The 23,949-nt window shown below is 36.1% G+C and carries 16 protein-coding genes; 12 read left to right on the forward strand and 4 right to left on the reverse strand.

Features of this window, described 5'->3' with window-relative positions:
- Nucleotides 1-3: 3 nt before the first annotated feature.
- Both C8N28_RS06155 and C8N28_RS06160 read right to left on the reverse strand, forming a co-directional pair.
- The gene (locus C8N28_RS06155) at nucleotides 4-918 is read right to left on the reverse strand and encodes a ParB/RepB/Spo0J family partition protein (RefSeq protein ID WP_132222690.1); all 915 of its coding nucleotides are present in this window, start codon (nucleotides 916-918) and stop codon (nucleotides 4-6) included.
- A gap of 1 nt (nucleotide 919) precedes the next feature.
- Nucleotides 920-1,717: a ParA family protein gene (locus C8N28_RS06160; protein ID WP_132222692.1), complete on the reverse strand. Its 798-nt coding sequence runs from the start codon at nucleotides 1,715-1,717 to the stop codon at nucleotides 920-922.
- Nucleotides 1,718-1,893: 176 nt separating this feature from the next.
- Here C8N28_RS06160 and C8N28_RS06165 point away from each other — a divergent pair, with 176 nt between their 5' ends.
- Entirely contained in the window at nucleotides 1,894-2,415 is a 522-nt protein-coding gene (locus C8N28_RS06165; protein ID WP_132222694.1) for an NADPH-dependent FMN reductase, read from the forward strand.
- A 4-nt stretch (nucleotides 2,416-2,419) separates the two neighbouring features.
- Here C8N28_RS06165 and C8N28_RS06170 read toward each other — a convergent pair whose 3' ends face one another.
- Together C8N28_RS06170 and C8N28_RS06175 are read right to left on the reverse strand one after the other, a co-directional pair.
- Nucleotides 2,420-3,823, reverse strand: coding sequence for a M16 family metallopeptidase (locus C8N28_RS06170; protein ID WP_132222696.1), 1,404 nt, complete (start codon nucleotides 3,821-3,823; stop codon nucleotides 2,420-2,422).
- A 23-nt stretch (nucleotides 3,824-3,846) separates the two neighbouring features.
- Nucleotides 3,847-5,190, reverse strand: coding sequence for a M16 family metallopeptidase (locus C8N28_RS06175; RefSeq protein WP_132222698.1), 1,344 nt, complete (start codon nucleotides 5,188-5,190; stop codon nucleotides 3,847-3,849).
- A 254-nt stretch (nucleotides 5,191-5,444) separates the two neighbouring features.
- Here C8N28_RS06175 and C8N28_RS06180 point away from each other — a divergent pair, with 254 nt between their 5' ends.
- The 11 genes from C8N28_RS06180 to C8N28_RS06230 all read left to right on the forward strand — a co-directional run bounded on the left by C8N28_RS06180 (nucleotide 5,445) and on the right by C8N28_RS06230 (nucleotide 23,905).
- Nucleotides 5,445-6,452, forward strand: a complete 1,008-nt coding sequence (locus C8N28_RS06180; RefSeq protein WP_132222700.1) for a LacI family DNA-binding transcriptional regulator — start codon at nucleotides 5,445-5,447, stop codon at nucleotides 6,450-6,452.
- A 354-nt stretch (nucleotides 6,453-6,806) separates the two neighbouring features.
- Entirely contained in the window at nucleotides 6,807-9,830 is a 3,024-nt protein-coding gene (locus C8N28_RS06185) for a SusC/RagA family TonB-linked outer membrane protein (RefSeq protein WP_132222702.1), read from the forward strand.
- 67 nt (nucleotides 9,831-9,897) lie between these two features.
- The gene (locus C8N28_RS06190; RefSeq protein WP_132222704.1) at nucleotides 9,898-11,487 is read left to right on the forward strand and encodes a RagB/SusD family nutrient uptake outer membrane protein; all 1,590 of its coding nucleotides are present in this window, start codon (nucleotides 9,898-9,900) and stop codon (nucleotides 11,485-11,487) included.
- A gap of 36 nt (nucleotides 11,488-11,523) precedes the next feature.
- Nucleotides 11,524-12,543 carry a SusE domain-containing protein gene (locus tag C8N28_RS06195; RefSeq protein WP_132222706.1) on the forward strand — a complete coding sequence of 340 codons (1,020 nt, stop codon included), beginning with the start codon at nucleotides 11,524-11,526 and terminating at the stop codon, nucleotides 12,541-12,543.
- Between the two features lie 80 nt (nucleotides 12,544-12,623).
- The gene (locus tag C8N28_RS06200) at nucleotides 12,624-14,477 is read left to right on the forward strand and encodes a glycoside hydrolase family 13 protein (protein ID WP_132222708.1); all 1,854 of its coding nucleotides are present in this window, start codon (nucleotides 12,624-12,626) and stop codon (nucleotides 14,475-14,477) included.
- Nucleotide 14,478: 1 nt separating this feature from the next.
- Entirely contained in the window at nucleotides 14,479-15,129 is a 651-nt protein-coding gene (pgmB, locus tag C8N28_RS06205; protein ID WP_132222710.1) for a beta-phosphoglucomutase, read from the forward strand.
- Nucleotides 15,130-15,156: 27 nt separating this feature from the next.
- On the forward strand, nucleotides 15,157-17,484 hold the full coding sequence (locus tag C8N28_RS06210; protein WP_132222712.1) for a glycoside hydrolase family 65 protein: 2,328 nt from the start codon (nucleotides 15,157-15,159) through the stop codon (nucleotides 17,482-17,484).
- A gap of 59 nt (nucleotides 17,485-17,543) precedes the next feature.
- Nucleotides 17,544-19,256, forward strand: coding sequence for an alpha-amylase family glycosyl hydrolase (locus C8N28_RS06215; RefSeq protein ID WP_246012764.1), 1,713 nt, complete (start codon nucleotides 17,544-17,546; stop codon nucleotides 19,254-19,256).
- Nucleotides 19,253-20,620 carry an MFS transporter gene (locus C8N28_RS06220; RefSeq protein ID WP_132222716.1) on the forward strand — a complete coding sequence of 456 codons (1,368 nt, stop codon included), beginning with the start codon at nucleotides 19,253-19,255 and terminating at the stop codon, nucleotides 20,618-20,620. Before C8N28_RS06215 ends, C8N28_RS06220 begins: the two co-directional genes overlap by 4 nt.
- A gap of 18 nt (nucleotides 20,621-20,638) precedes the next feature.
- Nucleotides 20,639-23,248, forward strand: a complete 2,610-nt coding sequence (locus tag C8N28_RS06225; protein ID WP_132222718.1) for an alpha-amylase family glycosyl hydrolase — start codon at nucleotides 20,639-20,641, stop codon at nucleotides 23,246-23,248.
- Between the two features lie 270 nt (nucleotides 23,249-23,518).
- Nucleotides 23,519-23,905 carry a GreA/GreB family elongation factor gene (locus C8N28_RS06230; RefSeq protein WP_132222720.1) on the forward strand — a complete coding sequence of 129 codons (387 nt, stop codon included), beginning with the start codon at nucleotides 23,519-23,521 and terminating at the stop codon, nucleotides 23,903-23,905.
- Nucleotides 23,906-23,949: the final 44 nt, after the last annotated feature.

Raw genomic sequence — 23,949 nt, forward strand, 5'->3', positions numbered from 1 at the left:
TGTTTACCAATCTAATAATTCTAAAATACGATTAAGGTCATCCTCCGAATTAAAAGGAATTTGAATGGAACCCTTACTCTTATCAGCAGCTACACTCAGTTTAACACGTGTAGCAAATTTAGTAGCCAAATCATCTTCAATCTTTTGAAATTGAAAGGATTTGGGATGTGTGTTTTTCTTTTGATTATTACTTTTATCGTCTGTATTCAGCATACGAACAAGCTCTTCTACTTTTCGTACAGAAAGACCTTTTTTAATAATCTCCTGATGGATAAATAACTGCTTCTCTACTTCTGCAACATTTACTAGAGCACGTGCATGGCCCATACTAATTTTACCATCACGAATTGAGGCTTGTATGCTTGGCGGCAATCTTAATAAACGAAGGTAATTGGTTACAGTAGATCGGTTTTTACTAACACGTTCGCCTAATTCTTCCTGCTTAAGATTACATTCGTCAATCATCCGTTGAAAACTCAGGGCTACTTCAATTGCGTTGAGGTTTTCTCGCTGAATATTTTCTATCAATGCCATCTCTAGCATTTGTTGATCATTTGCACTACGCACATAGGCAGGAATTTCTACTAAACCTGCTAATTTTGAAGCACGTAACCTCCTCTCACCAGATATAAGCTGATAAGAATTGTTTGACATCCGACGAACTGTAATGGGCTGAATAAGTCCCTGTAACCTAATCGATTCAGCTAATTCTTCTAATGCCTGGCTATCGAATTCTGTTCTGGGTTGAAAAGGATTGACTTCAATGTCTTCAATCTTGATAGGATTTACAGAACCTAAAGATCTGTTAATTCTATCTTCCGATACAGGTCCATTTTGAGGTTCTCTCCGTATATCCTCATTATCATTCAATAATGCACTTAATCCTTTTCCTAAACCTGTTTTTCGCTGCTGTGCCATATTATTTTGTCGTCTTTTGATCCTCGATCTTTCTTAAACCATTTTTCAATAGAACTTCTCTTGCTAAATTTAAGTAATTGATTGCTCCTTTTGAATTCGCATCATGCATAATCACAGAAACACCGAAACTAGGCGCCTCACTGAGACGTGTATTTCGCTGAATGATGGTATCAAACACCAAGTCTGTAAAGTGCGAACGAACCTCTTCTACTACCTGATTAGAAAGACGCAAACGCACATCGTACATCGTTAGCAAAATTCCTTCAATTTCCAGATCCATGTTTAAACGATTCTGTACGATTTTAATGGTGTTTAATAGCTTACCCAAACCTTCTAATGCAAAATATTCGCATTGTACAGGAATAATAACTGAATTAGCGGCTGTTAAAGCATTAATGGTAATTAAACCAAGAGACGGGGAACAATCGATAATAATAAAATCATATTGATCCTGAATCTGACTAAGAACGTGTTTCATTTTAAACTCACGATTCTCTAAATTGATCATCTCAATTTCTGCCCCAACTAAATCGATATGGGCAGGCAAGAGATCCAGGTTAGGAGTGTCTGTAGTACAGATTGCCTCGATAGCAGGGACATCATTAATTATACACTCGTAAATGCTGGTCTTTATGGTTCGTGGATCGTAGCCTATTCCGGATGTAGAATTAGCTTGTGGATCTGCATCCACCAATAAGGTTCGATATTCTAAAACAGCCAAACTAGCGGCCAAGTTGATTGAAGATGTAGTTTTCCCAACTCCGCCTTTCTGGTTAGCTAATGCGATAATTTTACCCATATATGCAATTTCCTGCTATGTATATAAACTGCTAAAGACTAAATCTATTGTCTTTAATTTAATAAGCAAGCTAATATGTTTAACTTTGCATTATTAGCAATTATGAAAGGGCTAAGATACAAAAATTAAAATTTTAACTTCTTCTCTACGCGCTTATATTATCTTTAATTTTAAACATGATTACGATCATTTCTGGCACAAACCGTTTAAATAGCAGCACATTAAAGCTTTCGAAGTACTATCAAAAACAATTTGCAAAATTAGGGGCAGATACTAGCCTTCTTTCTTTAGAAGATTTACCTTCGAATTTAATTGTATCTGATCTTTATGGCGCCAGAAGCGAAGCCTTTAGTAATATACTAGCTACAATTGAACGGAGTGAGAAGCTTGTTTTTGTTATACCTGAATACAATGGAAGTTTCCCGGGAGTTCTAAAAACCTTTCTTGATGCTACTAAATACCCGGATAGCTTTCAAGGAAAAAAGGTTGCATTAGTTGGCCTATCAAGCGGAAAATACGGTAATATCCGAGGCATTGAACACTTTACCGGTGTTTGCCATTATATGCAAATGCATGTACTACCTCTCAAGATTCATATTCCTTATATCCGTCAGGAAATAAATGAACAAGGCGACCTCTTTAAAGAGGAAACTGTGATGTTTACGCAAATGCAAATTGAAAACTTCCTGAAATTTTAAAGATTTATTTAGGATCTCCTTCTACTGTATAATTTTTCACCTCTCCAAACTGACCAATTGTATCTTTAAAGGTTGCAATATTACCTACGATGATTAAGTAAGCATTAGCCGGTTTAATATATTTTGGGGCAATCGTGTTAAGCGCCTCAATTGTTACTGCATCTAAATTCTTTAAATAATTTTTATAGTAATCTTTGGGCAGGTCATAGATTTCAGTATTCAATGCAAAATTAGCAATGGTAGCGGGGTTCTCTAAAGAGCGTCCAAAACTACCTGTTAAATACGCTTTTGCTGCAGCCACTTCTTCTTCTGTAATAGTTTTCTCAGTAATATTCTTTAATTCATAAAAGAACTGATATGCTGCACTATCAGTAACCTCGGTACGGACACTGGCATCTGCTGTAAAATTACCGCTGATCCTATCCGGACTAATACTAGAATAGGCGCCATAGGTGTATCCTTTACTTTCACGTAAATTCATAAACAAACGAGAGGATGAACCTCCACCCAATATATACGTTAATAACGTAGCACTAATCCTATCCGGACTGTTATATTGAAGCTCTACAGGGTAAGTTATATTCATTACTGATTGTACACTGGCTGGTCTGTCAACCAAGATAACCTGATTTTCTGCAGGAGCAACAGCCTTTCTCCATTCATGAGTAGGAACGGGTGCTTTCTCCCAATCTCCAAAATATTTCTTCACCAGAGCTTCTGCCTCGCTCTTAGTTATATCTCCAACAATTGCCATATAAGCAATATTTGGCCTAAAATAGCTCTTGTAATAATTGGTAATGTCGGCTACTTCAATAGCATTGACAGTTGCTTCAGTAGCATTCTCGCCATAAGGGTGATCTTTGCCATATAAAACTGCATTACTAACAACCATTCCAATAGATCCCGGATCGTCTTTCTCTGCAGCTAAAACTGAAATTGTTTGCTTTTTTAGCTTATCCAGCTCTTCCTGCGGAAAGCTTGGATTAAACAATACATCTGCAAATAGATTTAAGAGAGCTTCCTGGTGTTTAGTTAGAGAGGACGCAACTGCAGAAGTGGAACTTACATTAATGCTTGCGCCAATCTGATCAATGGCTTCATCTAATTGATCTTTATTTAAACTAGTAGTTCCGCCCATCATTAAGGGACCAACTAAACTAGTATATCCGGCTTTATTACCTTCAAGAATAGGATCCCTATCCAATTTCAACGAAAAGGTAACGCGTGGGAGTTTATGATTTTCTACAACAAATACTTTAAGTCCGTTTGGCAAAACAAAGGTTTCAGCATCGCCAATATTAATAATAGGCGCAGGTGCAGGCTCAGGATAATGACTACGATCAACCTGAGCTGAAACACTATTAAAGGTAAAAAACAGAAGCGAGATATAAATACTTATCGATTTCATTTGTTTTCGTTTTAATTTTAATCTTATTGAACAGGGTTTCCAGGTTGAGCAGACTTTGGCAAATAATGCAAAACGACACGCCCGCTCCTATCAAAATATTCTTTTGCTACGCGTTGAATATCTTCTCTTTTAACCTTATTATACTTCTCCATCTCCTTATTTATTTCATTGGCATCTCCAAAATAAACTTTGCTTTCTGCCAAATTCTCTGCAATACCAGCAACGGATGAATTCTGAGTTACAACAGCGTTTTCAACTTGAGCCAATAGTTTCTGAAAATCTTTCTCAGAAATGCCTTCAGCTTTTACTTTTTCAATTTGAACATCAATGCTGTGCTCAAGAGAATCAGCTTCAATACCCATATTTGCGATACCATACAATAAGAAAACACCTCCATCTTCCAAGTCTAAAGGAATTGCAGCTATTTGCAAGGCTACTTGTTCCTTATCAACAAGTTCTTTATTCAATAAAGAACTGTTTCCACCCGTTAAATAAGTAGAAAGCATATCTAAGGCGTAAGAATCTGGATGATCTTTACGTGGAAGATTATAAGCTTCAATCACTGCCGGTAATTGGATATTATCATAAATTACATCTCTTATTTCTTCATTTCTTCTTGGCTCTGTCACTGTTGGACGAGGGATCTCTTTGGTTCCTTTTGGTATTTCTGCAAAGTAAGTTCTTATCCATTTTTCAGCCTGATCATAATCAATATCTCCGGCAATGGTTAGAACTGCATTATTAGGTACGTAAAAAGTTTTATAAAAATCCATAAATTCATCCAGCCTTGCAGAGTTCAAATGTTCCATAGAACCAATGGGCGGCCATTGATAAGGATGAACATGATAGGAACGTTTTAATACTTCAGGAAGGATTGTCCCATAAGGTTGATTTTCATAACGCTGTCTTCTCTCCTCTTTTACTACTTCTCGCTGAGTATTTACTCCAACGGTATCTATTTTAGCATGGAGCATACGCTCGCTCTCCATATAAAGTGCAGTTTCCAGGTAATTAGAAGGTACAACTTCGTAGTAATAGGTTTGATCATTTGAGGTATAGGCATTTAATGTTCCTCCGATGGACTGAATCTTCTTCATATACTCACCCCGACCAATATTCTCGCTCCCCTCGAATAGTAAATGCTCAAAGAAATGCGCAAAACCAGTACGTTCTGGATTTTCATTTTTTGATCCAACATGATATAATACAGATACAGCAACAATAGGTGTCGTTTTATCCTGATGCATAATAACGTTTAAACCGTTATCCAGTTTAAACTCCTTAAACTTAATCTCATTTTGAGCATGTACATTTAAGCCAATACACAAAAAAGCAGTAATTAAGGTTGATGCGAATAATTTCTTCATTTAAGTGATTTTAAAGTTTCTTGAGCTTTCGCAAAATTATAAAAATTAGATGACTTCTCAGGACATTAACCAAACCCATCTATTTGTTGTTTCCAAGCCTGATAAGATCAGGATATCATAATTCTAATAGTAAATTAATGCCTTGAATAACAAAGTAGGTATAATTTTATTCATCTTTGCTCACTTTATGTAGTTTTGTAACGAAAAAGAGACTTGTTTGATAAAACGAGAACAGTGGAAATTTTTAGATCTAAATGGGAAATGTAAATATTAAAGATTTGGCACATGCCTTAGGGCTTTCTACTTCAACAGTATCCAGAGCATTTCGGGGAAACAGCGATATTAATCCTAAAACAAAAGAACGCATATTGGCTCAGGCAAAAGAGATGAACTATCTGCCTAATCATTATGCTAGTAATTTAAGAGATCAAAGGAGCCATACAATTGCCGTTATTGTTCCTGAATTGGCTAATAATTTCTTTTCACAAGCTATTAATGGAATTGAAAAGATAGCACAGAAAAATGGCTATCATATTCTGATATATCGTACAGGCGATGACTTCGAAAAAGAAGTATCCTTTATCAACGCTTTGCATAATGGACGTGCAGAAGGAATCATTATGTCGGTTTCTGGCGAATCTCAAAACCACAGTTACTTAAAGACTTTAAAAGCCAAGGGAATAAAACTTGTCTTTTTTGACCGCGTATATGATGATATACCCGCTTCAAAAGTTATTACTAACGATTATGAAAGCAGTTTTCTGGCAACGAAACATTTAATTGAGGCAGGCTGTAAACGACTAGCTTATCTGGTAATTAATAAAAAGCTTTCTATTGGAAAAATGCGTATGCAAGGGTATTTAGATGCCTTAAAAGAATCATCTATTCCTTTTGATGAAGAATTAATTATTAATTGCAGCAATGAGGCCGAAGAAAATCATAAAATCTTAAGAAAGGTTTTTACTAACCTCAAGCCAGATGGTGTTTTTGCCTCAGTTGAACGTTTGGCAATAGCTAGTTATTATACCTGTCAGCATCTTGGATTAAGCATTCCAGATGATATGAAAATCATTGGTTTCTCCAGTTTAGAAATTGCCCCTTTATTAAATCCATCTCTTACTACTGTAACGCAACCTGCTTATGAAATGGGTATAAAAGCTGCCACGCTTTTATTCGATTCTCTAAAATCTCCGGAACCAGCTCATGATTTTGAGACCCTGGTTTTAGAGTCTAAAATCATTCAAAGAAAGTCGACTTCCTGATTTTTAAGTTGTTATTTCATCTTCATTAGCGAATAAACCCTTAAAAAGTTATCCACATTTTAAACAAAAGGGAAAAATTGTAATTGTTAATCTTCATTTTACAATTTATTAATCTCAATTAAAAAAAATCAAGATTTATATTACAACTTGTTTATAACAAGTGTGTTATAAATTAAAAATCAAGAGTGTAAAATTTACGCTTACTCAATTGCTTTTTCATTGAATTCCGAACCTTCTTCGAATGTTAATAACTTTTAATGAATTATTTGTTTTCGGGAACGTTCCCGAATATCTTTGATTCTACACAACCACTCTTAAAGGAAGATCAATAATTGAGAACTAAAACCCAGTAAAATGAAAAAACAATACTTAAAAAAGTTTAGTCTCTTTTTGTTTCTGACAATGCTGACCAACCTGGCATTTTCTCAAACAGGAAGCATCAGCGGTCTCGTGACCGATGAGACTAATGAACCTGTGATTGGTGCGTCTATTTTTGTAAATGGAACGACAATAGCTACATCCACAGATTTAAATGGAAACTATGTTCTATCATCAGTTCCCACAGGCAACCAAACCTTAACCATCCGATATATAGGATATCTCAATCAGGAACGTCAGGTTTCTGTTTCAGGAGATATTACTGTAAATATTCAGTTAGAAGAGGATGACCTTTTGCTAGATGAAGTAGTCGTGGTGGGATACGGTACGCAAAAGAAAAGCGATTTGACCGGATCAATCGCAAGTGTTTCTACTGATGATTTCCAACAAGGTGCAATCACAACCCCGGAACAATTGATTTCAGGAAAAATTGCTGGTGTTGCTATTACCTCCAATAGCGGTGCACCAGGATCAGGAAGCACCATTCGGATTCGAGGTGGAGCTTCATTAAATGCAAGTAATGACCCGCTTATTGTTATTGACGGAGTACCTGTCAGCAATAGTACAATTTCAGGATCAGCCAATCCTTTAAACTTAATAAACCCGAATGACATTGAGAACTTTACGGTTTTAAAGGATGCCTCTGCAACTGCTATTTATGGATCCAGAGCTTCTAACGGGGTTATTCTAATAACTACCAAAAAAGGTAAAGTGGGAGCAACCAAGATTGACTTTAGTTCCCAATTTTCTATCGCTACTCCTTATAAACAAGCAGATGTTTTATCTGCCGATCAGCTTAGAGACTATGTTAATACACATGGAAATGACACATACAAAAGCTTATTAGGAACAGCTAATACTGACTGGCAAAAAGAGATTTTCCAAAATGCGGCCAGTACCGATAACAATCTAAGTATTTCGGGTTCCCTAAAAGATTATTTACCATACCGAGTTTCGGTTGGATATTTGAATCAAGACGGGATTCTTAAAACTGGAAGCTTAGATCGTATGACGGCAGCAGTGAATTTAAGTCCGAGTTTATTGAATAATCATTTAAAGGTGAACCTTAATGTAAAGGGAACCTACAGTAAGAATAGATTTGCAAACCAAGGTGCTATTGGTGCGGCTGTTAGCTTCGATCCTACCCAACCGGTTTATTCAGGAAATGATAATTACGGTGGCTATTTCGAATGGTTAGATCCGGATCCGACATCATCTACAGGAATTAAGCAATTGGCTCCTAGAAATCCGTTAGGCTTATTGGAACAAAGAAATGATAGAAGTACAGTACAAAGAAGTATTGGAAATATACAACTAGATTATAGCTTGCCCTTTTTACCTGATTTACATGCCAATTTAAACCTTGGTTATGATATATCAAAAGGAGAAGGTACTATTGTAGTTCCTGAATCTGCTGCTGCTTCCTACCGTAGATTCCAAGATGACAATCAGAATTTCTATAGCGGAATAAACAATCAATATAAACAAACTCAACAAAATCAACTTTTAGAGTTCTATTTGAATTACGGAAAAGATCTTGATTTTTGGAATAGTCGTTTAGATGTTGTTGGTGGTTATGCTTATCAGGCTTTTTCAACTACTAATTATAATTATGGCGATTACAGCATTGACGGTCAACTACGTCCGGGATCAACGCCATTATATGAATTTGATAAACCAGAAAACAGATTGGTATCTTTTTATGGACGTGCCAACTACTCAATTAACAATCGTTACTTATTAACAGCTACTGTTCGTACAGATGGTTCTTCTCGCTTTAGTAAGGAAAACAGATGGGCAACTTTCCCTTCTGCTGCCTTTGCATGGAGAATTATCGATGAACCTTTTATGATGGATACTAAAGTTGTTTCTGATTTGAAACTTCGTATCGGTTATGGAATTACTGGTCAGCAGGAAGGTATCGGAAACTATGATTACATTTCCTATTATAACCTAAGTACCGGCTCAGCTCAATACCAATTTGGTGATGAATTCTATAACATGTATCGTCCGGGAGGTTATTATTATAACCGTAAATGGGAACAAACAGCTACCTCAAACATTGGTATTGACTATGGATTTTTAAACAACCGGATTACTGGTAGCGTAGACCTGTATTATAAAAAGACTAGTGATCTTCTCAATGAAATTGGACAGTCGGCAGGAACCAATTTCTCTAATAAGATTGTTGCCAATGTTGGAACAATGGAAAACAAGGGAATTGAATTTGGCTTGAACGCCCAGGCTATCCAAAGAGATAATTTCAACTGGGACATCGGCTTTAACATGACCTATAATAAAAATGAAATCACTAAGTTAACCATTGAAGATAATCCTACTTCTCCAGGAAATAAATACGCAGGAATTTCGGGCGGTACAGGACAGACTGTTCAAATATTCTCGGTAAACTATCCTCGTAGTACATTCTATGTTTATCAGCAAGTATACGGCGACGATGGTCTTCCTTTAGATGGCATCTTTGTAGATAGAAATGAAGACGGGGTTATTAATGAAAATGACTTGTACCATTATCAAAACTCAGATCCTAAACTATATTTCGGATTAAGCAGTAATGTTAACTACAAAAAATGGACAGCTGGTTTTTCATTAAGGGCTAGTTATGATAATTACATTTATAATAATGTATTCTCAAATACAGGAATTGAACGCAATATTTTAAATCCATTAGTTTACTTAAATAATGGCTCAACAGATGTTCTAAACAGTCATATTTCTGGGAACATCAATGGCGATCGCACCTTGCTTTCGGATTATTACATTCAAAACGGTTCTTTTATAAGAATGGATAACATCAATATAGGTTACAATTTCGGCAAAGTTTTAAAGAACGCCGGGGATTTAAGTATTGGATTTAATGTTCAAAATGCATTTGTAATCACAAATTATAAAGGTGTGGATCCAGAATTAGGGAACGGTATAGACAATAACTTATACCCAAGACCGAGAACTTATGTTTTAGGATTAAACTTATCCTTTTAATTGATTAAACCATTTAAATAGTGTTTGGAATTTTATTCTTCACTGCTTAAAATAAAATATAAAGAAGATGAATCTATCATTAATAAAAACCATGATTGCCGCAGCGTTGATTACAACTGCAGCATCTTGTACAGATAAACTGGACCTTCTCCCAACAAATGATGTAACTGCAGATATTGTTTACAGCACACCAGAAGGGTACAAACAAGCTTTAGCTAAAGTGTATGGTGCTTATGCCCTTACAGGAAATACTGGCCCGGCAGGAAATAAAGACATTCAAGGATCTATCGATGAAGGAAACTTTACTGACTTTCTTCGTACTTATTGGTATGCGCAAGAGTTGAGCACAGATGAAGCCGTTTTAGGATGGAGCGATCCCGGATTGCCTGATTTCCATAACATGAACTGGTCACCAACGAATCCTGCATTAACCGGATTATATTATCGCTCTTTGTTCCAAATTACTTTGGCAAATGATTTCCTTAGACAAGCAACAGATGCCAAGATCTCTGAACATGGAATTACAGGTAGCGATGCCGATGCCATTAAAGCTTATCGAAGTGAAGTTCGCTTTTTAAGAGCTTTCCAATATTGGGTATTAATAGATCTATATGGTACACCTGCTTTTGTTACTGAAAATGATGTATTAGGAGCTAATTTACCTCAACAAATTCAAAGAGCAGATCTATTTACTTACATAGAATCCGAATTAAAAGCCATTGAGACTGAACTATTAGACCCACGCACTAATGAATATGGACGAGCAGATAAAGCTGCGGCCTGGGCATTACTAGCTAGATTATATTTGAATGCTGAAGTATATACTGGAACTGCAAAATATAGTGAAGCTATTACCTATTCTAAAAAAGTAATTGATGCTGGTTATAGTTTAAGTAGTGATTATCGTCATTTGTTTTTAGCCGATAATCACAAAAACAAAAATGAATTTATTCTGACCATTAATTATGATGGTACTCGCAGCCAGAGTTATGGAGGAACCTCTTTTATAACACATGCAGCTGTAGGAGGATCAATGCCAGCACAAAGTTTCGGTATTAGCGGCGGCTGGGGTGGTATCAGAACAACAGAAAACTTACCTAAACTATTTCCCGATTATAGCGGAACTGCAGATAAGCGTGCACAATTCTATCAGGATGGTCAAAATATTGAGATCAAGGATATTAGTCTATTTACTGACGGTTTTGGAGTAACTAAATTTAGAAACGTAACACAAGCAGGAGTAGCAGGTTCAAGTTTAGACTTTGCAGACATTGATTTTCCATTGTTCCGTCTTCCAGAAATGTATTTGATTTATGCTGAGGCTACTCTAAGAGGAGGTGCTGGTGGCGATAAAGCTACTGCCATAGCTTATATCAATAAAATGCGGGAAAGAGCTTACACGAACACTTCAGGAAATGTGAGTGATATCAATTTAGATTTCATTTTAGATGAACGTGCAAGAGAATTGTATTGGGAAGGTTTCCGCCGTACAGATCTTATACGTTACAAAAGATTTGTAGAAAATTCATACTTATGGCCTTGGAAAGGTGGATCAAAGAACGGACAAGAAGTAGCATCGTATCGCACATTATTTCCAATCCCTTCAGATGACTTAACGGCTAATCCGAATTTGAAACAAAACACCGGTTATAATTAAGGTTAGACTTTATATGTTCAAATAAAAAAAATAAAGATGAAATCAATCAACTATATTCTTCTATTTACCATGATTTTTGTTTTGCTTGGATCATGTAAAAAGGATGAACAAAAAGCTATAGCTACCTCTGGAACGGCTACTACTTTCAGCGCATCCACTTCAACTGTTGCTCTTTCTAAGGAAAATGCAGACGAGCCAGTCCTTACACTAGAATGGACAAAAGCAGATTTTGGCTATTCGGCGGAAATTGCTAATACAATTCAATTTGATGTACAGGGAGGAGATTTTTCGAATGCAAAAGAAGTTACTACGGATGTTGCTTCTCTTTCTAAGGAATTTCTAGGATCAGAATTTAACAACATGCTATTGTCTATGGATTTGCCAGTAGGTGAACCTGTGCAGCTAATTGCCCGGTTAAAAACTCAGATCAAATCATCCACTTTAACCCCTGTTTATTCAGATGTGTTGAATTTGGAAGCTACTCCATTCTCATTAATCTCATATATCTATGTACCTGGAGATTATCAAGGTTGGAACCCTGCAACAGCCGATAGTTTAACTTCGCTAAAAAGTAATGGTATTTATGATGGGATTATTTATTTCCCAGATAACGCTGGTGCTTCTTTCGAATTCAAAATTACTACCGCTAAAAACTGGGATAATGGATATGGAGATGCTGGTGATGGTAAGTTAAGCACCGATGGAGGTAACTTAAAAGCACCAGGTGCAGGAAGTTATCAAATAAAAGCAGATCTAAATGCTCTTACTTTTGAAATGGTTTACAATCAAATGGGAGTTATTGGAAATGCTACACCAGGTGATTGGAGCACAGATACAGATATGATTTTTGACAATGGAAAACAAACCTGGTCTGTTACAACCCAATTGGTAGCTGGAGAACTTAAATTTAGAAAGAACCATGATTGGGGAGTAAATTATGGAGGAGCTGATGGTACTGCTGTATTAAATGGTGATAACATCAAAATCACCGAAGCAGGCGAATATGTGATTACGTTAGATACAAACACATTAACATATAGCATCATTAAAAAATAAAAAATGGAGGTGGTTCTTATAGTCGCAGACATCTTGTGGCTATAAAAACCACCTCTCTTATTCCATTTCAATCTTCTACTATGAAACTTAAATATATCCTTTCCGTCTTCTTATTTTTCATTTTATCTTCTTTATATGCTCAAATTCCATCTCTTGAGCGTATCGAACCTGCGAATTGGTGGGTAGGAATGAAAAACCCAAACTTGCAATTAATTGTCCATGGCAATAACATTGCTGAACGAACAGTTTCTATCGATTATCCGGGTGTTAGCCTTAAAAAGGCAAATCTCGTAGAAAATCCTAATTATTTATTTCTTGATTTAGAAATCTCTGCTACTGCAAAAGCAGGTACATTCCCAATTGTATTTCAAAAGAACGGAGAAAAGAACATTGAATTTCTCTATTCTTTAAAAGATAGAATAGTCGATGCGAATAGAAACCAAGGTGTAAACAACGAGGATTTCATTTACTTGATTATGCCAGATCGATTTGCAAACGGAGATCCTGAAAATGATATCGTAAAAGGGATGCGTGAAACGAGTTTAAATCGTGATTCGATGTATAAACGTCATGGCGGAGATTTACAAGGGATTATAGATCATCTGGATTATATCGAGGAGTTAGGAGTAACCGCCTTATGGTTAAATCCAGTTTTAGAAAATGATCAGCCTACCACATCTTATCATGGCTATGCTAATACTGAGAATTATAAAATCGATCCTCGATTTGGAAGCAATGAATTGTATAAGAAACTAGTTGAAGAAAGTCACAAACGTGGAATAAAAGTTATTAAAGACCTGGTGCATAACCATATTGGCAGTCAACATTGGACTATGTTGGATTTACCTATGAAAAACTGGGTACACCAATGGCCAAGTTATACCAAAACAAATTATCGAGAACAAGTTTGGATGGATCCTTACGTTGCTCAAGCAGATAAAAAGATTATGGTTGACGGTTGGTTTGATAATCACATGCCCGATGTAGATCAATCGAATCCTTTTGTAAAGAACTATATTACACAAAGCCATATCTGGTGGTTGGAGTACAGCGGCTTAGATGGTTTCAGATTAGACACCTATGCATATAATGACTTAGATTATATGGCTGAATGGGGGGAAATTATTAAAGAAGAATTTCCCAGAGTTACCTTTTTTGGTGAAACCTGGGTTCATGGGGTTCCCAATCAAGCATATTTTACACAGGGAAACACCCTAAATCAAGGATTTGATACGCAATTAGAAGGAGTAACTGACTTTCAGGCCTTATGGGGAATCAATGAAGCCTTAAATGGAAAATTTGGGTGGATGGACGGTGTGGCTCGTTTATATAATGTATTTGCCAATGATTTTGTTTACCAAGATCCAACCCGAAATGTAGTGTTCCTGGATAATCATGATTTATCACGTTTCTACTCTGTAATAGGAGAAGATTTCGATAAGTACAAATCAGGGATTTCTTGGTTAATGACTACAAGAGGCATCCCACAATTGTATTATGGGACTGAAATTTTGATGAAGAACTTCTCTAATCCTGATGGGCTGGTAAGAGAAGATTTCAAAGGAGGTTGGAAAAACGATAAAGAGAATAAATTCATTCAAGATGGCAGAAACGCTCAAGAGAATGAAGCTTTTAATTTCGTAAAAACCTTAGCTAATTATCGTAAGAACCATAAGGTATTACAGAGTGGTAAAATGATGCAATTTATACCTGAAGAAGGTATCTATGTCTACTTTCGATATAATGCTGATGAAACCATTATGGTTATCATGAATAGTAATGAAAAAGAAGAAGAAGTGACTACTACTCGCTTTGCTGAGCGCATAAACGGTTTTAATAAAGCGGTGAATGTAGTATCACAAGAAGAAATAAGCGAATTGAAAACAATAAAGATCCCTGCTAAAACCACTTGGGTATTAGAATTAAGAAAATAAAATGAGAGAAATTAATGCTTGCCTATTCGACTTAGATGGGGTTTTAGTTGATACAGCAATTTATCATTACAAAGCATGGCGACGATTAGCCAATGAATTAGGTTTCGATTTCACTGAAAAAGATAATGAAAAGTTAAAAGGAATCAGCCGTATACAATCATTGAAACTGATCCTAGAATGGGGTGGAATTAAGAAAACATCAAAAGAAATTGAAGAGCTGTCTCAGAAAAAGAATGATTGGTATTTGGAAATGATTGCTGACATACAGCCAAATGAATTATTGCCAGGTTCACGAGAGTTTTTACAAGAACTGAAAGACCATGGTATAAAAATCGCTTTAGGGTCTGCCAGTAAAAATGCCATCATCATCTTGGACAAAACTAATATACGTCATTTCTTTGATGCCATCGTGGATGGGAATATGGTTCAGGCATCTAAACCTGATCCCGAAGTTTTCTTAATCGGTGCTAAGCTTTTAAATATTCAACCTCAACAGTGTGTAGTAATTGAAGATGCGGTTGCTGGTGTAGAAGCAGCTTTAGCAGGCAATATGAAAGTCATAGGTATTGGTGATAAAGGAGTATTGAAAGAGGCAAATTTAGTAGTTGCCAGTTTAGCAGAAATGAGTATTGATCAATTGAACAGTTTATAATCCTACTATTTGAAGGATTGATATTATATGAAGAATTACATAAAAATAGATGAGTGGAATATCATCGAAGAAGGATTTGATCCTACTTTAAATAAAATATCAGAAAGTATATTTAGTATCGGTAATGGTCGTTTTGGACAACGTGCTAATTTTGAAGAGTCTTATTCGGGCAATACATTGCAAGGAAACTACATAGCAGGGATTTATTATCCTGATAAAACACGGGTAGGATGGTGGAAAAACGGATATCCTGAATACTTTGCTAAAGTCTTGAATTCGGCAAACTGGATTGCAATTCTAGTAGAAATAGAAGGAGAACAACTGGATTTGAATACATGTAAAATTTCAAATTTTAAACGAATCCTTCATATGAAAGAAGGCTATTTGGAGCGATCTTTTGTTGCTGAATTCAAAAATGGTAAACAAATTAAAGTAAATACTGCTCGTTTTTGTAGTATCGCGGACAGTGAAATTGGTGCTATCCGTTACTCCATTACTCCTTTAAACTTTTCGGGAATCATAACAATCACTTCTTTAATTGATGGCGATGTTAAAAACAAAGACTCCAATTATGATGAAAAATTTTGGGATGAAGTTTATCAGGAGATACAAAATGAAGAAGCTTTTTTAACTCTTCGTACCAAGAAGACCGCATTCGACGTATGTACAGGAATCAGCACTTCTATTTTCAATGAAGAAAAACCTCTTTCTGTAAAAAGCGAAGCGATTTCCAAAGAAAAGTGGGTAGGGAATCGCATTCAACAAGAAGTGGCAGAAAAAGTAGAATATACACTCTATAAATATGCTGCTATTGTTTCATCCGAAAATTATAAAAAGCCTGAACTAGTAGATGCTTGTAAAAAAACTTTGAAGCGAGCAACTGAAAAAGGTTTTGAAAAACTCTTAGAAGAACAAGAACAAGCCTGGAAAAAGAAATGGGAAGAGAGCGATATCTTGATTGAAGGTGATGCCGCTGCACAACAGGGTATCCGTTTTAATATTTTTCAACTCAACCAGACCTATACAGGCGAAGATGCAAGATTAAACATTGGACCCAAAGGTTTCACAGGGGAAAAATATGGAGGATCTACCTATTGGGATACCGAAGCCTATTGTGTTCCCTTTTATTTAGCAACTGCAGAACAAAAGGTCAGCAAGAATCTATTAATATATAGATATAGACACTTACAGAAAGCCATTGAGAATGCTGAAAAATTAGGTTTTGAAAAGGGCGCTGCATTATATCCAATGGTAACTATTAATGGAGAAGAATGTCATAACGAATGGGAAATTACCTTTGAAGAAATTCATCGGAATGGAGCTATTGCTTATGCTATTTTCAATTACATCCGATACACCGGCGATCAAGATTATTTAATTGATTACGGGCTGGAAGTGCTCATTGGTATTGCCCGTTTCTGGAGCCAACGTGTGAATTGGAGTGAAGAAAGAAAACAATTTGTTATTTTAGGAGTGACAGGGCCTAATGAATATGAAAATAACGTTAATAATAACTGGTACACTAATTTAATGGCTACTTGGTGCTTAAGTTATACTATGGAAGGATTAGCGTATGTTGCAGAACAATCACCAACAAAATATCAAACCTTAATTCAAAAAACTAATTTCGATCAAGAAGCCGAAACAGCTCGTTGGAAAGAAATCATAGACAACATGTATTTCCCAGGCGATGATAGATTGGGAATTTTTCTTCAACAAGATGGATATTTAGATAAAGAACAAACATTAGTAAAAGACCTAAACAGAAAACACTATCCTATTCATCAAAACTGGAGCTGGGATCGGATTTTACGCTCCTGCTTTATTAAACAGGCTGACGTTCTACAGGGCTTATATTTCTTTGAAGATGATTATGATATCGAGACTTTAAGAAGGAATTTTGATTTTTATGAAGCACGTACAATTCATGAAAGCTCTTTATCTCCCTGTGTACACTCTATTTTAGCTGCTAAACTAGGAGATGAAGAAAGAGCCTATGACTTTTATCTCCGTACCTCACGTTTAGACTTAGACGATTACAACAATGATACGCAAGACGGCTTGCATATTACATCAATGGCTGGAACCTGGATGAGTGTAGTAGAAGGTTTTGCTGGAATGCGTGTGAGAAATAATCAATTGTATTTTAATCCAATACTTCCAGAGAAATGGTCTTCTTATTCTTTTACTATTGGTTTTAGAGGTAGTAAACTAAATATAAGAATTCAAGAAAGTCTTATTAAGATAAGTAATCACTCCGGAAAAGACCTGGTTGTTGTTATTCATAATCAAGAATACTCCATTGCAGGGAAAACGAACGTAGAAGTTTCAAGCCTTAAAGACTATCAAAAATGAAGATTGCCAATTGCATACTTATTATATTGTTCGCTGCTCTTAGTATGTCTTGTCAAACTATGAAAAAGAATGCTGAGGTCAATAAAGAGAAGGTTGTACTTTATCAAATGATGGTCCGTCTTTTTGGCAATCAAGATCAAACCAATGCCCATTATGGTTCTAAAGAAGAAAATGGAGTTGGGAAGTTTAACGATATTACGACCCTTGCCTTATCAGAAATTAAAAAATTAGGCGTTTCACATATTTGGTATACAGGTGTTTTAGAACACGCTATGATGACTGATTACACCACTTACGGAATATCATTGGATGATGGGGATGTAGTAAAAGGAAGAGCAGGATCACCTTATGCCATCAAAGATTATTATGATGTTGATCCTGATCTGGCAGTAAAAGTCGATCAGCGAATAGAAGAATTTGAAGCACTTGTTAAACGAACACATGCTCTTGATTTAAAAGTAATCATCGACTTCGTTCCTAATCACGTGGCACGTAAATATCATTCAGATAAGAAACCAGCTGGTGTGCGTGATTTTGGAGAAGATGACAATAGAAGTAAGGCCTTCAGTGCAACCAACGACTTCTATTATATACCAGGAGAGCCTTTCATAGTTCCCACACAAGAAAGACTCAGCCTCCCACAATTTGAAGGTGATATCAGAGACGGAAGATTTGATGAGAACCCCGCTAAAGCAACTGGGAATAATATTTTTTCAGCAAATCCTTCTGATCAAGATTGGTACGAAACCGTTAAACTAAACTATGGAATTGATTACCAAAATGGTGATAAAGAGTATCTTGAGCCTATTCCTCCAGTCTGGGAAAAGACCAAAGCCATTTTATTATACTGGGCAGAAAAAGGAGTAGATGGCTTCCGTTGTGATATGGCAGAAATGGTTCCTGTAGAATTTTGGAATTGGGTTATCCCACAAGTAAAAACGGAATATCCCAACCTTATTTTCATTGCCGAAGCATATAATCCTATGGTTTATGAAAAGTATTTAACCATCGGAAAATTTGACTATTTATATGATAAAGTAGGGCTTTACGATGCTTTGAAGCCTTTGATTAAGAATGATGAAGGTGCAAATGTAGAAATGATCCGCCAAAGCAAGAACTTCATCAAAGATTATCAAAACCAGTTTTTAAGCTTTTTAGAAAATCATGATGAAGAACGGATCGCTTCTGCAGGCTTCGCCGGGAACCCACTTTATGCACAACCGGCGATGGTGGTTTCAGCAACAATTTCTGGTGGACCAATTATGCTTTATTTCGGACAAGAAGTGGGTGAGCCTGGAAAAGGGAATGAAGGCTATGGTGGAGAGGATAACCGAACTACTATTTTTGATTATTGGGGTGTTCCTGAACATCAAAAATGGATGAACAATGGAAAGTTTGATGGCGGTGGATTATCCACCACGCAAAAAGATCTGCGTTCATTTTATGGCAATCTATTACGTTTTGTAAAAAATGATCCTGCTATTGTAGAGGGAACTTTTACAGAATTAGAAGTATCTTCCAATACACCTGAAAAAATATATGCTTTTATCCGCTCTTTTGAGAATCAACACGTATTAGTCCTTGCTAATTTTAATCGCGATTCATCAAATGTAACCATTACGCTTCCGAAAGAATTACTTACTCGTCAAGATCAAAGCCTCACTATTAAGAAAGTACTCACTGGGAACTCTTTTCAAATAAACTCCTTTAATGATGGAATTTCTTTACAAATTGAACCGTCATTCGCCCAAATACTAAAATTTGAACTATGAAACGAATAGAGAAACCTACCCTTTCTTTTTGGCAAATATGGAATATGAGCTTTGGATTTCTAGGAATCCAATTTGGCTTTGCCCTTCAAAACAGTAATGCTTCTCGAATTTTACAAACATTTGGAGCAGATGTAGAACATCTTTCTCTATTCTGGCTAGCTGCACCTATTACAGGCATGATCATACAACCTATTATTGGACATTATAGTGATCGAACCTGGACCAAGCTAGGAAGAAGAAGACCTTATTTTTTAGTGGGAGCCTTATTCGCTGCATTCGCTCTTATGGTAATGCCTAATGCCCATTTATTGGCTTATTTACTTCCACCAATTATGATTGGGGCTGGAATGCTCATGATTATGGACGCTTCTTTCAATGTAGCGATGGAACCTTTCCGAGCATTGGTTGCAGATAATTTACCTGATAAGCAAAGAAGTCTTGGTTTCTCTATACAAACATTTTTAATCGGAACAGGAGCTGTCTTAGGCTCCTGGTTACCTTATTTATTAAGTGAATATTTAGGAGTTTCCAAAGTAGCTCCTCCAGGAGAAATTCCTGATAATGTTATTTTCTCTTTTTATGTTGGTGCAGCCACCTTAGTAGCTACTTTGCTTTGGACCGTCTTTACGACCAAAGAATATACTCCAGAAGAGTTACATCGTTATGATCCTGCTGAAATCGAGGCAGAATCTGAGACAAAAGGAATACTTAGCATTTTTACTGATTTCTCGAATATGCCTAAGGCGATGAAGCAATTAGGTTTAGTACAATTTTTCTCTTGGTTTGCTTTGTTTTCTATGTGGGTGTTTTCAACACCAGCTATCGCACAACATGTCTATAAGTTAATGCCTAGCGATACTTCGTCCAGCACTTACGCTGATGCGGCAAACTGGGTTGGAATTTTATTTGGAATCTATAATGGTGTTTCGGCTATTTATGCTCTATGTTTACCTAAAATAGCCAGATTCACATCTCGCAAAATAACACATGCTTTCTCATTAATCATGGGAGGGGTCGGGCTATTATCTATCTATTTTATAGAAGATCCTACTCTATTAATTTTCTCAATGATTGGAGTTGGTTTAGCTTGGGGAAGTATTTTAGCAATGCCATATGCTATTCTTTCTAGCTCTATTCCTGCACGTAAAATGGGTGTTTATATGGGAATATTTAACTTCTTTATCACTTTACCACAAATTGTAAATGGCTTTTTTGGAGGCATAATCGTAAAAGAGATTTTTGGTGGTCAAGCAATTTTTGCATTAGTAATGGCTGGAATTCTAATGATTGTTGCCGCAATTTCAGTGTTATATGTACAAGACGAGGAAAGTAATCCTGAAAAAAGCCCTATTCTACCAAATTAAACGATTAAAGAACGAGTTATGAAAACGGTGAAGAAATTACTACTCATATTGACAATCCTTAGCCTTGTAGTTTCGGCATGTAAGAAATCAATTGATTCGGGAGAGCCAGGAACAGATCCAACACCTATTCCTCCAAATACTGTAACGGGCGGTCTCCTTTCTTTTTCACCTAACTTTCCATCCGGTAAAGAAGCAATAACTTTTATTTTTGACGCTTCAAAAGGAGACGGTGGCTTAAAAAACTACACAGGAGATGTGTATGTATATACAGGTGTTATTACTGATAAAAGCAATCAAGCTGGTGATTGGAAATACAACAAATGGGATTGGGATCAGACCCCTCCCACTGATGTAAAGATGAAAGCTATTGGCGGAGGAAAATACAGTCTTGAAATAAAAGATTTAAACACTTTCTACAAAATACCAGCAGGTGAAACCATTTTGAAATTAGCGATCATTTTTAGAAATAGTGATGGCTCCCAAACAGGTAGAAATAGTGATGGAAGTGATATATTCTTACCTCTATACAAAGAAAATCAACTCCATATTCGCATTATTTCACCAAGTTTAGAACCTACTTTTAATCCATCTATCAGTGCTGTCTCTAAAGTAGTGGGAGAAGAATTAGAAGTAAAAGCTATCTCTTCAAAACCTGCAAACCTCAGCTTGTCTTTGAATGGCAAGGTCTTTCAATCCAAAGACAACGAGAGCACGATCTCTGGAACAATAAAATTAACAGAAAGTGGCAGTCAACTCATTGAAGCAAAGGCTAGTTCTTCAGGCGAAAATGCAGTAGCCAATTTTGAATTTGCAACTACTGGTGAAGTAGAACAAGCTGAAATACCATCAACAGCCAAGATAGATGGATTTACGCGCTTAAATAATGGTACTTCAGTTATTCTTACCCTTTATGCCCCTGAAAAGAAAGGTATATTTATTATCGGTGATTTCAATGATTGGAAAGCACAATCCGATTACTTTATGAAGCGCAGCCCTGATGGAAAACGATGGTGGTTGCAAATAGATGGGCTTGATCCTCAACGCGAATATGCTTATCAGTTTCTGGTAGATGGTACTTTAAAAATTGCTGACCCTTATGCAGAAAAGATATTAGACCCTGATAATGACACGTATATTCCGGCAGCCAATTACAAGGGTAATAAAACCTATCCCAGTGGTAAAACTACAGGTATTGTCAGTGTGTTCCAAGGTAAACCTGAATCATATAGTTGGGGAATCAACAATTTTAATCGACCAGAAAAGAATAAACTCGTTATTTACGAATTGCATTTACGAGATTTCCTAAAAGCAAATAACTATACTACATTAACAGATACCTTATCTTATTTAAAAAGATTAGGTGTAAATGCTCTACAATTAATGCCTGTTAATGAATTTGAAGGGAATTCAAGTTGGGGTTATAATCCATCTTTTTATTTCACTCCAGATAAATTTTATGGTAGCCCAGCAATGCTTAAAAAACTAATTGATGAATCTCATAAAGCAGGTATGGCTGTTATATTAGACATGGTACTCAACCATTCTTTCGGTCAATCACCCATGGTACAATTATATTTTGATCAAGGCAACAATAGGCCGGCTGCAAATAGTCCATGGTTTAACGCAATTCCTACCCATCCATATAATGTAGGATATGATTTTAATCATGAAAGTGAAGCGACTAAACAGTTCACCAAAAATGTTGTGAAATTCTGGATGCAAGAATATAAAATAGATGGCTTCCGTTTTGATCTCTCAAAAGGATTTACACAGAAGAATTCAGGAAGCGATGTAGGCGGATGGAGCAGCTATGATGCCTCACGTGTTGCTATTTGGAAAGATTACAACAAATACATGAAGAGTCTTGACCCTGATAACTTTTATGTAATATTAGAGCACTTTGCAGACGATCAGGAAGAACAGGAATTATCAAAAGATGGTATGATGCTATGGAATAACCTAAATGCTAGCTTCAATGAAGCAAGTATGGGTTATTTGCCAGGCTCAAACTTCTCAAGAGGATTTTATAATACCCATGGCTTCCAAAGTTCTGAAAACCTAATCTCCTATATGGAAAGCCATGACGAAGAACGGATGATGTATAAAAATTTACAATATGGCAATTCCGCAGGCACCTATTCTATTAAATCATTGGCTACCGCTTTAAAACGTCAGGAAATGGCCGCGGCCTTCTTCTTTGCTATTCCAGGTCCAAAAATGATCTGGCAATTCGGAGAGTTAGGCTATGATCAGTCTATTGAGGAAAATGGCCGCACTGGAGAAAAACCCATCCTTTGGAACTACAAAGAGAATCCAGACCGAATAAAGCTATATCAGACTTATGCAAAACTCATCGCATTAAAGAAAAGCAAAGCTGTCTTCAATACCACTAATTTTGAATATAAATTAGATGGAGCTATCAAATATATTATATTGACAGGCACGGAAGAAACCTTGTTTATAGTTGGAAATTTTGGTGTCAGCTCACAAGAAGCGAAGGTTACTTTACCTAAAACCGCTACTTGGTACAGTCAATTAACAAATGAGCAAATAGCTCTTGCAACAAATAACTATGTCAAGAACCTGGCTCCTGGAGAATATTATATTTTCAGCGACAAAGCAAAATAAAGTTTAATCTGTTTAATCAATCAAAAGGTAAGAATCAAAAAGTATAATTGCTCTTTTATTTTTTATTGTGTAAGTTTGGAAAGATGAATCAAGCATTAACATATAACAGGCTCAGTCTGTATCGAAGTTCCTATTCAAATAAGGAACATACTCGATTCATCAAATTCCTTATTGTATAAGATAGCTGCATCTCAGCAATCTGTTTCTAAAACCAAATTTCTTACATATTCATTAACCTTATCAGTTTGATAATTAACATACAATAGCTTTATGAAAAATAACACCAATACAGCAGTAGTTTTAAGCGAAGAAGACTTCGAACTACTAAAAAGCTTTGTGACACCTTCTGCAAATGATGAAAACCCAATGTCCTTAGCTTATGAATTAAGCCGGGCTAAAGTTGTGAAAAAAGATCAGGTCCCAGAAGGTCAGGTTAGAATAAACTCAAAAGTTACAATCGAAGATTTAGTGAGTAAAGCTAAAACTACAGTCACTATAGTTCACCCTTCAGATGCTGATATTAAACAACAAAAAATATCTGTTTTAACACCTATTGGTTCTGCACTGATCGGCCTTAAAATTAATGACGAAATTGAATGGAAGATGCCTGTAGGCCTAAGAAAATACATCATATTGGAAGTAAGTAACCCTAGTTAGTAACTTACTTTATCAAAGGTTAATCTTTATCCATTACATCTTCC

Source organism: Albibacterium bauzanense, from assembly GCF_004339765.1.
Lineage (GTDB): Bacteria > Bacteroidota > Bacteroidia > Sphingobacteriales > Sphingobacteriaceae > Albibacterium > Albibacterium bauzanense.

Excerpts from the sequence above, each read along its gene's own strand:
- C8N28_RS06155 (WP_132222690.1), bottom strand. The coding sequence starts at position 918 with ATGGCACAGCAGCGAAAAACAGGTTTAGGAAAAGGATTAAGTGCATTA.
- C8N28_RS06160 (WP_132222692.1), bottom strand. The coding sequence starts at position 1,717 with ATGGGTAAAATTATCGCATTAGCTAACCAGAAAGGCGGAGTTGGGAAA.
- C8N28_RS06165 (WP_132222694.1), top strand. The coding sequence starts at position 1,894 with ATGATTACGATCATTTCTGGCACAAACCGTTTAAATAGCAGCACATTA.
- C8N28_RS06170 (WP_132222696.1), bottom strand. The coding sequence starts at position 3,823 with ATGAAATCGATAAGTATTTATATCTCGCTTCTGTTTTTTACCTTTAAT.
- C8N28_RS06175 (WP_132222698.1), bottom strand. The coding sequence starts at position 5,190 with ATGAAGAAATTATTCGCATCAACCTTAATTACTGCTTTTTTGTGTATT.
- C8N28_RS06180 (WP_132222700.1), top strand. The coding sequence starts at position 5,445 with ATGGGAAATGTAAATATTAAAGATTTGGCACATGCCTTAGGGCTTTCT.
- C8N28_RS06185 (WP_132222702.1), top strand. The coding sequence starts at position 6,807 with ATGAAAAAACAATACTTAAAAAAGTTTAGTCTCTTTTTGTTTCTGACA.
- C8N28_RS06190 (WP_132222704.1), top strand. The coding sequence starts at position 9,898 with ATGAATCTATCATTAATAAAAACCATGATTGCCGCAGCGTTGATTACA.
- C8N28_RS06195 (WP_132222706.1), top strand. The coding sequence starts at position 11,524 with ATGAAATCAATCAACTATATTCTTCTATTTACCATGATTTTTGTTTTG.
- C8N28_RS06200 (WP_132222708.1), top strand. The coding sequence starts at position 12,624 with ATGAAACTTAAATATATCCTTTCCGTCTTCTTATTTTTCATTTTATCT.
- pgmB (WP_132222710.1), top strand. The coding sequence starts at position 14,479 with ATGAGAGAAATTAATGCTTGCCTATTCGACTTAGATGGGGTTTTAGTT.
- C8N28_RS06210 (WP_132222712.1), top strand. The coding sequence starts at position 15,157 with ATGAAGAATTACATAAAAATAGATGAGTGGAATATCATCGAAGAAGGA.
- C8N28_RS06215 (WP_246012764.1), top strand. The coding sequence starts at position 17,544 with ATGAAAAAGAATGCTGAGGTCAATAAAGAGAAGGTTGTACTTTATCAA.
- C8N28_RS06220 (WP_132222716.1), top strand. The coding sequence starts at position 19,253 with ATGAAACGAATAGAGAAACCTACCCTTTCTTTTTGGCAAATATGGAAT.
- C8N28_RS06225 (WP_132222718.1), top strand. The coding sequence starts at position 20,639 with ATGAAAACGGTGAAGAAATTACTACTCATATTGACAATCCTTAGCCTT.
- C8N28_RS06230 (WP_132222720.1), top strand. The coding sequence starts at position 23,519 with ATGAAAAATAACACCAATACAGCAGTAGTTTTAAGCGAAGAAGACTTC.